This is a genomic window from Paenibacillus sp. PK4536 (assembly GCF_028594455.2).
GTDB lineage: Bacteria > Bacillota > Bacilli > Paenibacillales > Paenibacillaceae > Saccharibacillus > Saccharibacillus nuruki.
Genome location: NZ_CP126313.1, coordinates 2,564,649 through 2,578,240, shown reverse-complemented (window position 1 = coordinate 2,578,240; position 13,592 = coordinate 2,564,649). Strand labels below are relative to the sequence as shown.

Genomic DNA, 13,592 nt, shown 5'->3' with positions numbered 1-13,592 from the left:
ACATTTTCCCTTTCAGGCTGTATACTTTTACAAATCGATAACAAATCTTGATTTCACATACCAAAAACCGGCTCCCCTGCGGAAACCGGTGATTTACATCGTCGATATCTTTGCCGAATTTAAGCTGTTTTTGTTTCTAATCGTTTGGAAATTAGCGATAGTGCATAATTGATCACAAAGTAGATCACAGCGATCAATAATAAGATTGGAATCGGATAATTAGAATTTTGTCCCATAATAATCTGTGCATTGTGTACCAATTCAGCTAACGAAATAATAACCGCTAATGAGGTATCTTTAAGAAGCGAAATAAATTGACTCACTAATGGTGGAACCATTTTACGTAATCCTTGAGGCAATACAATATGCCATAACGTTTGCATTTGCGTAAGCCCTGAAGAACGTGCAGCTTCTACTTGTCCTTTGGGAACCGATGTTAGCCCTGCACGAACAATCTCTGAGATCATCGAAGCTTCGAAGGCAGTCAGCGCTACAATAGCACCGAATGTGATCGTCATTTTGATCCCAATCTCTGGCAAACCGAACTGTACAAACAAAATAATAAGCAATAATGGCAAATTACGCAAGACTTCAACAATAACCATTAATATCGGTGATAAAATGGGGACTTTGGCATAACGAATCGTTCCTACAATACAACCAATCACAAAGCTAAGTATAATCGCAATAAAGGCAACAAAAAGTGTTATTTTCAGCCCTTCCATAAGAAAGCGCAAGTTATCCGGTGAATATGCTCCTATGAAATCCATCAATTGCCCTCCTTTGGTTCATCTGACTCTGACTTCTGAGGTCTATCTTCATTCGATTAGGGTAGAAGAAATTATGAATTTTTCGCCCATTTACGTTCCAATACAGAAGCCCCATAACTCATTGGTAATGTCAGTACAAGATAGAACATCGCTGCAAAGATATAAGTACTGAAGATGACATACGTTTCGCTACTGATTTTATCTGAGAAGTACATCAGATCAAGACCCGCTACGATTGTAAGTACTGAAGAGTTTTTGATCAAATTGATAAACTGATTACTAAGCGGTGGAATGACTAGCTTAATCGCTTGTGGCAATATCACATGAATCATCGTCTGGATATACGTCATTCCCGCAGATCGTGCAGCTTCGGATTGCCCTTTAGGAACCGATTGAATCCCTGCACGGATCGCTTCAGCTATAAAGGCTGATGTGTATACCGTTAAGCCTAATGTTCCTGCGGCAAAACCATCTAATTTCACACCGATCGAAGGAAGTCCCCATGAGAAAAATAAAACGACGATCAAAATAGGAATATTTCGTATAAATTCAACATACGCTGTACCGAACCATTGCAATAGCTTTACACCGCTAATTCGGAAAATAGCAATTACTGTTCCTAATAAAAAGCTACCGATCAATGCCAATACGCTCGCTTTAATTGTATTTAGAAAACCTTCCAAATATAAAGGGAAATACTCGGTGAGAATCGAAAAGTCCAACATATTTTCTGTACCTCCTTAGCCTGTGTATACATGATCAAACAAAAAAGGTAGGCAACGATTGCCGGTTGCCCACCTTCTGTATGCATTACTAATGATCGCTTGAACAGATCACGATTTAGGTTGTTGGCTCTTTACCAATCCATTTTTTATAAATCTCATTATATGATTTGTCAGCTTTCATATCTGTCAGTGCTTTGTTGATCGCTTCAACAACTTTGGTTTCCCCTTTTTTCACAGCGATACCGTAAGGCTCATCTGTAAATGGTTTACCCACAACTTCATAACCAGGATCTTGTGCAGACATACCATATAGAATCGCATCATCGGTAGTTAAAGCATCACCTTTACCTGCTTTAAGTGCATTAAATGCATCTTGATAATTATCAAATTCCAATACTTTGACACCCGGTACTTTTTCTTCAATATTTTTGATTGATGTTGCACCTTTAGAAGCAAGTACTGTTGTATCTGCGGTTACATCTTCAATACCTTTGATCGGGCTACCTTTTTTCACTAACAATGATTGTCCCGCTTGGAAATAAACATCCGAGAAATCAACTTCTTTTTTACGCTCATCGGTAATCGTCATCGTTGCAATAACCATATCGATATCACCATTATTAAGCATCGGAATACGTGTTTTGGATGTTACTTCTTTGAACTCCACTTTGCTTGCATCACCTAAAATACTTTTTGCTAAAGCATGAGCTATATCAATATCGAATCCTTCTACATCACCTGTAGATGGGTTTTTGAGACCGAATAATTTAGTATCGTATTTTACGCCTACGATCAATTTATCACGTTCTTTAATTTGATCTAATAATGCGTTAGAACTTGCTGTAGAAGAGGACGTTGGCTTGGTTACGCTACATGCTCCCAGTACTGTAACAATAGCTACCATACATGCTAACAACATCGCTAATTTTTTAACATTGTATCTTTTGTGATTTTTCATAAGTAAATCCCCTTTTCTTTTTTTATATTGGTGGATACAAATAACAGAATTAGTGATTCAATAAACGACTCAAGAACAATTGAGCACGTTCTTCTTTGGGAGCGGAAAAGAATTCTTCCGGCGTGGCTTCTTCTACAATTTTACCTTGATCCATAAAGATGACGCGGTCTGCGACTTCGCGAGCAAATCCCATTTCATGAGTAACTACAACCATCGTCATTCCTTCCCGGGCGAGTGCTTTCATCACATCAAGCACTTCACCAACCATCTCAGGATCTAAGGCAGAGGTTGGTTCATCAAACAGCATAATTTCGGGTTTGACAGCAAGTCCTCTAGCGATAGCAACACGCTGTTGCTGTCCGCCTGATAATTGTGAAGGATACGCATTTGCCTTTTCAGCGATACCGACTTTTTCTAAATAATACATAGCGGTCTCTGCGGCTTCCGCTTTGGATACACCTAGTGCTTTGATCGGTGCGAGGGTAATATTATCAATTACTTTTTTATGAGGGTATAAATTAAAATGCTGAAAAACCATACCGATTTTGCGACGTAACTTATTGAGGTCTGTTTTGCGATCATCTACCCTTACATTGTTCACTGTTAATTCTCCACTACTTGTATCTTCAAGACGGTTGATACATCGTAGCATTGTACTTTTACCAGAACCGGAAGGTCCGAGTACAACAACTACCTCTCCTTGTTTGACATGAAGGTTAATTCCAGTCAACACTTGAAAATCTCCATAGAACTTGTTAACTTCATGGAAGGTAATCATTATATTCCTCCTTTTAAATTCCATAAATAGTATATATTATATTTCTCTTGTTAGTTATACTTACATTTTATATAATCTTAACCTACACCTATGTAAAACTACATAATCCTACAAGAAATTATTTTAAATTTCTGTTTTATTCTAAATAATGATCCTAAAAATGCAAATAAACCGATAGACAATCTATCGGTTCATGCTGGTTATGCTATATAAGTGTAATCGCAATATCGTTATTATTCGGATAGTAATGAAGAATAATTGCCCAGATCGACTGTCATTCCTGTGCGAGCCACACTGATACTTGGAGCCAGGTTCAAATCTTCACGCAAATCCACATAATGAGACATATGTGTATAGATCGTTTCCGAAGGAACCACTTCATCTACCAATTCAGCCGCTTCACGCATATCGTATACAGAACGAGTAGCATATTCTGTTTCTTCATGTACAAAGCTTGTTCCCAAAATCAACAAGTCTAACATATGCAGAGGCTTCTTCTGTGTGTCATTTAGTCCTATCGCATCCGGGCAATACACCCATGCAAAATCATTTTTTTCAAAACGATACGCATAAGAATAACCGTTATGTCCGTGATGTACTTTCCATGGAGTAATACTCCAGCCATTGAGTTCCATTCCTTGATCGTTTGCTATAAATTCAATATGACTGCTAATCCATGGAAATTGCTTGCTGATCATATCCAAAACTTCTTGTGGGGCAAATAATCTCCCTTTTAATTGTTGCCACTTACAAGCATCTGCCCATTCAGGTAAACCACCGATATGGTCAAAGTGTGCATGCGTCACAACAATATCGGTGATATCTGCACGGCGATTAATCATTTCCATCTGTGTGCGCCAATCAGGCCCACAGTCTATTAAGAAATCTCCCCCGATTCCTTCGACAAGCACAGAAGAACGCAGACGGCGATTCATTCCACCACTTCGTGCTTCTTCGCATACGGTACACTCGCAGTATACTCTAGGTACTCCCATTGCATCGCCTGTCCCCAAAAATGTTAATCGATCTACTCTTCCGTTCATTATTATATTCTCTCCTTGAGCGTTGCTATCTAATATCGTACAGTATATCATTTTCTTGTATCTTTCGACATATTAATCGTGACCTTTGACTTAGTTAAAAAGGTAAGGTATTTAGTCCTTGTTCTGCTTTTACCCACAAAAAAACTTCTTTAAGCGTGAAATAAGCTTCACGTAAAGAAGTTTTTTGTATTTACCACTGAATAAAATCTATTTCTGCTATTTTATATGCCAGCTAGAACCTGATACCATATTCCACGACTAGAATATAGATTTTTCCGTACTTCACTCCAACCACCTAGATAATCGATATTAAATAATCCTTTAGGTGTAGGATACTCACTTATGTGTTTTGCCATCACCTGTTCGTTAACCGGGCGAAATCCATGCTTTGCAAATACTTCTTGAGCTTCAGGTGTCCATAAGTAAGCAAGAAAAGCTTCAGCTACTTTACGTGTGCCATGCTCATCAACATATTGGTCTACAACAGCTGCCGGATTTTCGATAAGTATTGTATCGTCAGGTATAACGACTTCATACTTAGCCCCTTGTGCCATCCGTGCTAACAATTCATTTTCATACGTTACAATCACATCGCCCACACCATATTCAAATGCCGCCATAGATGCACGTCCACTTTTATCCAAGGACTCTACATTTTGATGTACAGCTTGTAAAAAAGCTTTGGCTGCTACAGGATCTTTTTTGCCTTCATCCCGTTCAGATTGCTTGAGTCCTGCACCGTAGATCGCATTAATATCCCATTGTGCCCCCCCTGATGTTTTGGGATTAGGATACAATACTTTGACATCGGGCTTGGTCAGATCGTTGAAATTATGAATACCGAGTGGATTCCCTTCACGTGTGCCTAATACAACAATAGAGCGTGTAATCATTCCTTTATGCGGCTCGTCTCTCCATGTATCTTTGACTAGCCCTGCTTTGACTAATTTATCAATATCGCCTTCAAGCGATAATAAGGTCACATCCGCTTCAAATCCACCTGCAATAGCACGGGCTTGTGTACCAGAAGCTTCGTACGATTCTTGGAATTTTACATTTTGCCCTGTTTTGGCTTTCCATTCAGCTTGAAATTTGGGTAAAATCTCTCCGACTGCATCTTTAGCCACACTGTACGCACCGATCACAAGTGTAATATCTTTGCCATCATTAGATACGGCACTGGCTGAAGCTGTAGATTCGGTATCGCTTTGATTACCACATGCAGATAAGATCACACTTACTATAAGCAATACAGACAGCAATATCTCATTACGCTTTATCCTTATATTCAAACGATTGTTTTTCAAGCCCAATCCCTTCCTTTCCCACGTTCACAGAACGGGCTGAGATCCTTTGGTTAAATAAACATTGATAAGGTATCTTGTTTGAGACGATTTTCAGCAATCCAGCTTTCTTGATCATTAAATAGATATGCCCGATGCACCATCACATGTACTGATTGTCCAATTTCTAATGTTTCTTTTTCCAGTGAACGATATGTGATCAATGAATGCTGACCGACCTGTACTTCGACCAACCACTGACTGCCGCGAAAATGTAGATGTTTTACGGTTCCTTTCTCTGTAGCAGATAAGAAAGGGAACTCGCTAGCATGTCCCACTTCAATATATTCAGGACGAATCAAGGCATGAATACCTGGATGAGATTGTTCATGGTCAAATCCTTTTAGTAAAGAAACTTCATCAACAATCGTAGATTCTCCAATAAATGAAGCTACAAAAGGTGTGGATGGTTGTTTGTAAATATCCCATGGTGTTCCTTTTTGCTCTAATCGACCACCATTAATAATCATAATCTCATCAGCCACTTCTATTGCTTCATCCTGATCATGAGTGACAAAGATCGATGTAATGCCAACCCGTTCAATCAATTCACGAAGCCATGTACGTAGTTCTTGCCGAATCTTGGCATCGATCGCTGCAAATGGTTCATCCAACAACAATAATTGAGGTTCAGGGGCAAGAGCTCTGGCAAAAGCCACCCGTTGTCGTTGTCCACCGGATAACTGATGCGGATAACGATGTTCAAATCCAGCTAAACCTGTCAGTTCTACTAATTCCTGCACACGTTCTTTGATCGCAGGCTTTTTCATTTTTTTTACCGTCAGACCAAAAGCGATATTATCGAAGACCGTCATATGTTTGAACAGCGCATAGTTTTGAAAAACAAAGCCAATCTCACGTTCTTGGGGAGGCAATTGATTGACTTTTTGTCCGTGAAAAATAATATCTCCACTATCCGGTGATTCCAATCCAGCTAACATACGTAAGATCGATGTTTTACCTCCACCACTTGGACCTAACAATCCGATCAAATGACCTTTTTGTACATTGAAGCTAACATCTTGTACAGCGTGAAATTGTCCGAAATGCTTATCCAAATTACGAACTTCCAGATGCATACTCAGTGCACTCCCTTTCTCTTTTTGGCGCGTTCCATTAACAATAATAACCCTACCGAGAATATAGCCAACACCAGTGCAACCCCATTTGCAGCTGTTACATTAAAGTTCTCCATATCTTGATACACCAACGTCGTGGCTGTTTGTGTTTTGTTAATGATATTGCCTGACACTACCAATACCGCTCCAAATTCACCTAGAGAGCGTGCAACTGTCAAAATCGTACCGTAAATCACAGCCCAGCGGATCGAAGGCCATGTGACTTTCCAAAACGTTGTCCAACTATACGCTCCAAGTGTAGAAGCCGCTTCTTCTTGATCATTTCCCAGTTCTTGTAGTACAGGCATCACTTCACGTACCATCAATGGAAAGGTCACAAATAGTGTTGCAATTACCATACCGGGAAAGGCATAGACTACTTTAAATCCAATCTGTTCAAAAAATGTACCGATAACGGTATCTGGCCCTAACAGCAATACAATCATTAATCCTCCAATAACAGGTGAAACAGCATACGGTAAATCGACAATACTATTGAATAATTGTCTGACTCTACGGCTTAGCCATGTCCCGCGTACCAGATAGATCCCCATCATGATTCCGAATAGACCATTTAAAATCGTTACAACTAATACAATCAATCCAGTCATCATCAATGCATGTCTGGCTTCAGGGCGACTCAGTGCAGCAATAAAACCGCTTGTCCCTTTATCAAAAGCTCCTGTCGCAAGTACAGCTAATGGAATCAAGATCAATATGCTAAATACAATCCATGTGAGTGGAATCCAATATTTTCTCATTAGCGTGTTCTCCTTGTCTGTACTGCATTAATCAGCCAAAGGATAAGAAACGATAATGTCAATAAAATAACAGAGATAGCAGCTGCTCCAGCTTCGTTATCACTTTCTACTTCACCAAAAATATACACAGAAGCTGTCAATGTACGTCCGGGAATATTACCTGCCACCAGTACAACAGCTCCAAATTCAGCCAATGCTCTAGAGAAAGCTAGCATCGCTCCACTAATAATGCCTGGAGACATGGATGGCAATATCACGCGAAAAAAAGTATCTCTTTTAGAAGCTCCTAACGTATACGATGCTTCTTCCGCAGAATGATCCATTTCTTCCAGTAGTGGCTGTATTGCTCGAATTACAAATGGAAAGGTTACAAACACCATCGCTATAATAATCGCCGGTTGGTGAAAAACGAACTGAAATCCTAAAGTATCTGCTAATTTGCCCATCCAACTGTTAGGCCCTAACAACACCAGAATCATCAGTCCACCTACAGCTGTTGGCAAAGCAAATGGCAAATCAACAATACTGTTCAACAAAGATTTCCCGGCAAAATCATAACGTACTAATACCCAGGCAGACATTGTACCGATCAACACATTAATCACTGTAGCAATTAAGGCTAACTTTAATGTCAATAGCACAGCTTTCCAAGCAATAGGATCACTGATATTCTGTACGAATGCTGCCCAACCTTCTGAAAATGAGTTCACATACACGCCTGCAATCGGTAGTACAATCAATAGTAGAAAATACAATAATACGGTCGAGCGAAATCCCCAAGTCCATCCTTTATGACGCAGCAATGTACGATTCACGATATGACTCCTTTGCTTTAACCTTTTTTTCCTATTAGTATACTCGGCTTTAAATCTTAGCAATACTTTAGCAAATTGTCATACCTACCGTCAATTGAAAGAGTACTTTTTGTCAAAATGATTAATAGTCCTCAATCTACTGATATGATAAGCATTCTGTTGAAAACGGGTAATAGAGAAGTAGACGGTTGTTTAAGTGGTACTCTAATTTCAAATATATTTTTGTGATATTTTGTCTATATATGTAAAATAACAATCGTTGAATACCCAATTTGAAAAAAAGCATAGAAAGAAGGAATAATGGATGCTATATACCTTACCGATCTCAACCAGTAAACGTGATGAAATGAGAGATATTACGCGTGACGTCTCTTCTTTAATTTCCCAAAGCGGAGTCAAAGAAGGCATTGTTGTCGTCTATTGCCCGCATACCACAGCAGGAATAGCTATCAATGAAAATGCCGATCCCGATGTAAAGCATGATGTAATTATGCGACTCGATGAAGTGTACCCGTGGGAACATCCCAAATACCGTCATATGGAAGGCAATACTGCTTCTCATCTCAAATCGATCACTACCGGCCCTTCCCAAACGATTATTATCCAAGAAGGTCGTATGTTACTTGGACGCTGGCAAGGGATTTACTTCTGTGAATTTGATGGCCCACGTAAACGTGAATATATGGTCAAAATTATAGCAGGTTAACTTAAAAAGGCGATGTATCCATCGTATGCGTTCGTGGATACATCGCCTTTTTAAATCATATACAACTTTTACGATTTTACTATAGGAGTTTACCGTTTTGACAAGGGAAAGCCTTAAAGTATGCAGATACTTTTGAGCTTGATCTGAATAGCTCACCTTATCTTGATCCATATACGCAATCATTTCATTGTCCCTTCACAGTACACGACATAGTGTCTTGACATGGGCAACTACAGCAGGCTTAATATCATCGTAGCCTACACGATCTTGAATATAATACGAGATAAAGCCATGAATCGATAAAAATAAACTCAGCGGAATAGTATTCATTTCTTCCCTCGTATGATCTGATGCGGTCATTGATTGACGAATGATTGACGCAAATAAATCAAAACATCGTGCTTGTTCTGCCCGGCAATAACTTAGTAATTCTTCATCACGAGTCATAAACATAATCTCATACTGATGCGCATTGTCTAAGCCAAAGCGAATAAACTCGATAAGCAACAACTCTACTTTGGACCATTCCCCGTGTTCAGGCTGATCTTTAACTTCTCGAAACAAAAAGCATAAATGATCAAAGTCCTCCATTACGATCGCATAAAACAGCTCTGCTTTTTCTTTAAAGTGATAATATAACGAACCATGGCTATACCCCAAATGTTGACCAATACTCCGCATTGAAATTGCCCGATATCCTTTGGTGACGAACAGATGTCTGGCAGCTTCGAGAATTCTTTCTCTGGATAATTCTTGTTCTACCGCTCTTCGTGCCATGATTACGATTCTCCTTCAAGCATTTTGCATAGTCTGATTCAAAATGCAGCTTCGATAAAGTAACGCTGTTCACCTTCAGTGATCACAGACTGTCCTTGCGTGACATCTGTAATCCATGCTTTGAATGCTTCGGCTTCGCTTGCTACAGGCAAACAATTCACAATCACCTTATCGGTAAAATCCGTTTCGGCTGTGCGAATACCGCGATTACGCAATTCGTTTTCGACTTTGCCGAGCCAGGTGTAATCCAATTCTACTGCAACTTCTTGATGAAGTATACGAGTAATTGCTTCACCTGCTTCAATAGCCGCTACAGCGCCATCGGTATAAGCCCGAATCAACCCTCCTGCGCCTAACATAATTCCCCCAAAATAACGGGTAACCACAATCGCTACATCTTGAAGTTGCTGATTCTTGATCACCTCCAAAATAGGTTTTCCTGCTGTACCGCTAGGTTCTCCATCATCCGATTGCCGCTGTATCTCTCCTCGTGAACCGATCAGATATGCCGAACAATTATGAGTAGCATTCCAGTGTTGCTTTTTAATGCGTTCTATAAAAGCGATGGCTTCTTCTTCTGTCTGTACAGGCATAACATGCCCTAAAAAACGAGATTTTTTAATAACAATCTCTTTGACACCTTCTTGCTTGACTGTGCGATAACGTTCAGGTTTGTCCATTTTAATCCCCACTTTATTGATAAGACACTGCCCTATTCTGCTTTGATTTAATAGGTATGTACCAGACAGAATAGTTCATGTGTTTCCAAAGATATAATACACTATATTTAAGTATCAAGAAAGCAGCCCCCTGACATTACTGTCAAAGAACTGCTTTCTCGTATTGATTTATTCTATTTTAACTTAAAGTGACTTATTCGGAAAGTCTTGCTTCAAGTTCTGCTTTTTGTTTTTCAAATCCTGGTTTACCTAGCAATGCAAACATATTCTTTTTGTAAGCTTCTACGCCTTCTTGGTCAAATGGATTCACACCTGACAAGTAACCGCTGATACCGCAAGCTTTTTCAAAGAAGTAGACAAGGTATCCGAAAGAATATGGTGTTTGATCTTCGATATTCACGATCAAGTTAGGTACTTGACCATCTGTGTGTGCAAGTAGTGTACCTTGGAATGCTTTTTTGTTGACGAAATCAAGTGTTTTACCTGTTAAGAAGTTCAAGCCATCCAAGTCATCTGGATCAGATTCGATTGTAATGTGGCTAGCTACATTTTCAACTTGTACAACCGTTTCGAAAATGTTACGGCTACCATCTTGGATAAATTGACCCATAGAGTGCAAGTCTGTTGAGAAATCTACAGCTGCTGGGAAGATACCCTTAAAGTCTTTACCTTCACTTTCGCCGAATAGTTGTTTCCACCATTCAGATACAAAGTGCAATGAAGGCTCATAGTTTACCAAAATTTCGATAGCTTTACCTTTACGGTACAATGCGTTACGCACGGCTGCATACTGGTAGCTTTCGTTTTCAGCAACATTAGGATTACTGTATTCTTTCGCTGCATCTGCTGCACCTTGCATCATTTCTTCAATATTGATACCTGCTGTAGCGATTGGTAACAATCCTACTGGAGTCAATACAGAATAACGTCCACCTACATCATCAGGAATCACGAATGTTTCGTAACCTTCTGCATCAGCCAATGTTTTCAAAGCGCCTTTTGCACGGTCAGTTGTTGCATAAATGCGTTTTTTCGCTTCTTCTTTACCATATTTTTTCTCTAGTTCTGCACGGAAAATACGGAAAGCGATCGCTGGCTCTGTAGTTGTACCTGATTTGGAGATTACATTGACAGAGAAATCTTTACCTTCAATATTTTCTAGCAATTGGTTTACATACGTAGAACTGATATTGTTCCCTGCAAAATAAATTTCAGGCGTTTTACGTTTGTCTTTAGGTAGTGTGTTATAGAACGAATGAGTTAACATTTCGATCGCTGCACGAGCACCTAGATAAGAACCACCGATACCGATAACGATTAGTACTTCAGAATCGCTTTGAATTTTTGCTGCTGCTTTTTGGATGCGAGCAAATTCTTCTTTATCGTAAGCTGTAGGCAAGTCAATCCATCCTAAGAAATCAGAACCTGCGCCTGTGCCGTTATGCAATTGTTCGTGAGCCAAACGAATCGGCTCTGCAAAATAATCCACTTCGTGTTGAGCGACAAAAGAAAGAGCGTTACTGTAATCAAATTTAACTGTTTTAGCCATAATATTGTTACCCTCCCAAAATAAATTATGATACGGTCCCATACCCAATTCGCTATTGAACATGCTACACTAAATGGATAAGTATAGATGTTCTAACCCACTCAGGATATGGAGGAAATCAAGCTATGAAAAAAATCGGATTTATTGGCCTTGGCACGATGGGTCTACCTATGGCAGCTAACTTGCTCAAAGCAGGTTACACATTAACTGTATACAATCGTACAGCATCCAAAGCAGAATCTCTAGTTCAGCAAGGAGCCCATCAAGTACATACGCCGCGTGAAGCAGCTACAGGTCAAGATATGGTCATTACGATCATTAGCGATGATGCTTCGATTGTTGATGTATACGAAGGCGAAGATGGCATTTTACAAGCTGTTCAACACGGATTAACGGTTATGGATTGCAGTACCATTTCTCCATCACTTGTCAAACAATTAGCCACTTCGATTACAGATAAAGGCGGTCAATTTCTAGATGCCCCTGTCACAGGTAGTGAGCCTGCGGCTATTGATGGTACCCTTGTGTTTATGGTTGGCGGTGACACGCACGTTATTGATGCACATCAAGATGTATTTGAGACATTGGGTCGCAAAGTGATCCCGATGGGTGCTAACGGTAGCGGTGCTACTGCCAAATTAGCTCATAATACCATCGTAGGTATTCATACTGTTGCCCTTGCTGAAGCTTTTGCTGTAGCCGCAAAAGGTGGCATTGATCCATCTGCTTTTTATGAGCTGGTACGTATGGGCGCAGCAGGTAGTCGTACCGCTGAACTCAAAGGTCAAAAAATTATCGATGGTGATTATACCAATCAATTTTCATTGGCATTGATGCTCAAAGACCTTAAGCTTGCCTCTGTGCTTAACGATAATAATGGTGTACCTTCGCCTATGCTAAATCTGGCAAAAAGTATGTTCCAGATCGGTCAGACCAAAGGATATGGTGATGACGATCTTTCGGTTATCGCTAAATGCTATGAAGAATGGATCGGTCAAACGATCAATGGCAAAGAGCTGTAATCCTATATTCTTAGTACAGTATAACTTTAATTCTTGATCTTCCGCATGATGTATCGCACAGGTGATAGATGAGTCTATAGTACACATGAAAAGGGTAAGTTCTCAGTATGATTGATACTGATGAGCTTGCCTTTTTTGATAGCTACTTTCGATGCTATTGATGTTAATTAAGCATAAGAACAGCAGTAATCTGTAACTACAGCAATCTCAAGTTTGAAGCGAGTATTGGCAGGAACTTCAAATGTTGCCTGTCCCTTAATATCTAACCATTCTTCTGTATCTGGTAACAGGACACGAAGTTCTCCCGATAGAATTTCCATCGTCTCATGTTGATCTGTTCCAAATTCATAAGAACCTGGCAACATAATGCCTAATGTAATTTTGCTACCATCTGGCAAAATGACTGCACGGCTAGTTACTTTACCCTCGTAATAAATATTAGCTTCTTTTACTACAGTTACCTGTTCTAATTGCGTCATGAATCAGACCGCTCCCCTGCTCATCATTTGAAATACCGAAATTAGTTATAAAAAGGTGCAGAAATGGC

General features: G+C 39.7%; 15 protein-coding genes. 2 read left to right on the top strand and 13 right to left on the bottom strand.

Annotated elements, in window-relative coordinates:
- Window positions 1-119 precede the first annotated feature (119 nt).
- The 9 genes from PO903_RS11540 to cysT all read right to left on the bottom strand — a co-directional run bounded on the left by PO903_RS11540 (window position 120) and on the right by cysT (window position 8,311).
- On the bottom strand, window positions 120-770 hold the full coding sequence (locus tag PO903_RS11540; RefSeq protein ID WP_069327184.1) for an amino acid ABC transporter permease: 651 nt from the start codon (window positions 768-770) through the stop codon (window positions 120-122).
- 71 nt (window positions 771-841) lie between these two features.
- Window positions 842-1,495 (bottom strand): amino acid ABC transporter permease, encoded by a 654-nt coding sequence (locus tag PO903_RS11535; RefSeq protein ID WP_069327183.1) that lies wholly within the window; start codon window positions 1,493-1,495, stop codon window positions 842-844.
- Between the two features lie 115 nt (window positions 1,496-1,610).
- Window positions 1,611-2,453: a glutamate ABC transporter substrate-binding protein gene (locus tag PO903_RS11530; RefSeq protein ID WP_273593477.1), complete on the bottom strand. Its 843-nt coding sequence runs from the start codon at window positions 2,451-2,453 to the stop codon at window positions 1,611-1,613.
- Between the two features lie 49 nt (window positions 2,454-2,502).
- Window positions 2,503-3,231, bottom strand: coding sequence for an amino acid ABC transporter ATP-binding protein (locus PO903_RS11525; RefSeq protein WP_069327181.1), 729 nt, complete (start codon window positions 3,229-3,231; stop codon window positions 2,503-2,505).
- A gap of 233 nt (window positions 3,232-3,464) precedes the next feature.
- The gene (locus PO903_RS11520; RefSeq protein WP_069327180.1) at window positions 3,465-4,274 is read right to left on the bottom strand and encodes an MBL fold metallo-hydrolase; all 810 of its coding nucleotides are present in this window, start codon (window positions 4,272-4,274) and stop codon (window positions 3,465-3,467) included.
- A 221-nt stretch (window positions 4,275-4,495) separates the two neighbouring features.
- Window positions 4,496-5,587 carry a sulfate ABC transporter substrate-binding protein gene (locus tag PO903_RS11515; RefSeq protein ID WP_502921638.1) on the bottom strand — a complete coding sequence of 364 codons (1,092 nt, stop codon included), beginning with the start codon at window positions 5,585-5,587 and terminating at the stop codon, window positions 4,496-4,498.
- Between the two features lie 44 nt (window positions 5,588-5,631).
- A complete protein-coding gene (locus PO903_RS11510; protein WP_069327179.1) occupies window positions 5,632-6,696 on the bottom strand; it encodes a sulfate/molybdate ABC transporter ATP-binding protein in 1,065 nt (354 codons plus the stop codon).
- Between the two features lie 2 nt (window positions 6,697-6,698).
- Window positions 6,699-7,496 (bottom strand): sulfate ABC transporter permease subunit, encoded by a 798-nt coding sequence (locus PO903_RS11505; protein WP_069327178.1) that lies wholly within the window; start codon window positions 7,494-7,496, stop codon window positions 6,699-6,701.
- Window positions 7,496-8,311 (bottom strand): sulfate ABC transporter permease subunit CysT, encoded by an 816-nt coding sequence (cysT, locus tag PO903_RS11500; RefSeq protein WP_069327177.1) that lies wholly within the window; start codon window positions 8,309-8,311, stop codon window positions 7,496-7,498. Before cysT ends, PO903_RS11505 begins: the two co-directional genes overlap by 1 nt.
- 304 nt (window positions 8,312-8,615) lie before the next feature.
- Here cysT and PO903_RS11495 point away from each other — a divergent pair, with 304 nt between their 5' ends.
- Window positions 8,616-9,017, top strand: coding sequence for a secondary thiamine-phosphate synthase enzyme YjbQ (locus tag PO903_RS11495; protein ID WP_069327176.1), 402 nt, complete (start codon window positions 8,616-8,618; stop codon window positions 9,015-9,017).
- A gap of 195 nt (window positions 9,018-9,212) precedes the next feature.
- On the opposite strand, the gene PO903_RS11490 is transcribed toward PO903_RS11495, so the two are convergent.
- The 3 genes from PO903_RS11490 to PO903_RS11480 form a co-directional block, all read right to left on the bottom strand.
- Entirely contained in the window at window positions 9,213-9,794 is a 582-nt protein-coding gene (locus tag PO903_RS11490; protein ID WP_069327175.1) for a TetR/AcrR family transcriptional regulator, read from the bottom strand.
- 38 nt (window positions 9,795-9,832) lie between these two features.
- Window positions 9,833-10,474, bottom strand: coding sequence for a YigZ family protein (locus PO903_RS11485; protein WP_069327174.1), 642 nt, complete (start codon window positions 10,472-10,474; stop codon window positions 9,833-9,835).
- A gap of 193 nt (window positions 10,475-10,667) precedes the next feature.
- Window positions 10,668-12,023 (bottom strand): glucose-6-phosphate isomerase, encoded by a 1,356-nt coding sequence (locus PO903_RS11480; RefSeq protein ID WP_069327173.1) that lies wholly within the window; start codon window positions 12,021-12,023, stop codon window positions 10,668-10,670.
- A gap of 125 nt (window positions 12,024-12,148) precedes the next feature.
- Here PO903_RS11480 and PO903_RS11475 point away from each other — a divergent pair, with 125 nt between their 5' ends.
- A complete protein-coding gene (locus PO903_RS11475) occupies window positions 12,149-13,045 on the top strand; it encodes an NAD(P)-dependent oxidoreductase (protein ID WP_069327172.1) in 897 nt (298 codons plus the stop codon).
- A gap of 167 nt (window positions 13,046-13,212) precedes the next feature.
- Here the strand turns inward: PO903_RS11475 and ppnP are convergent, their stop codons facing one another.
- Window positions 13,213-13,524 (bottom strand): pyrimidine/purine nucleoside phosphorylase, encoded by a 312-nt coding sequence (ppnP, locus tag PO903_RS11470; RefSeq protein ID WP_069327171.1) that lies wholly within the window; start codon window positions 13,522-13,524, stop codon window positions 13,213-13,215.
- Between the last annotated feature and the right edge of the window lie 68 nt (window positions 13,525-13,592).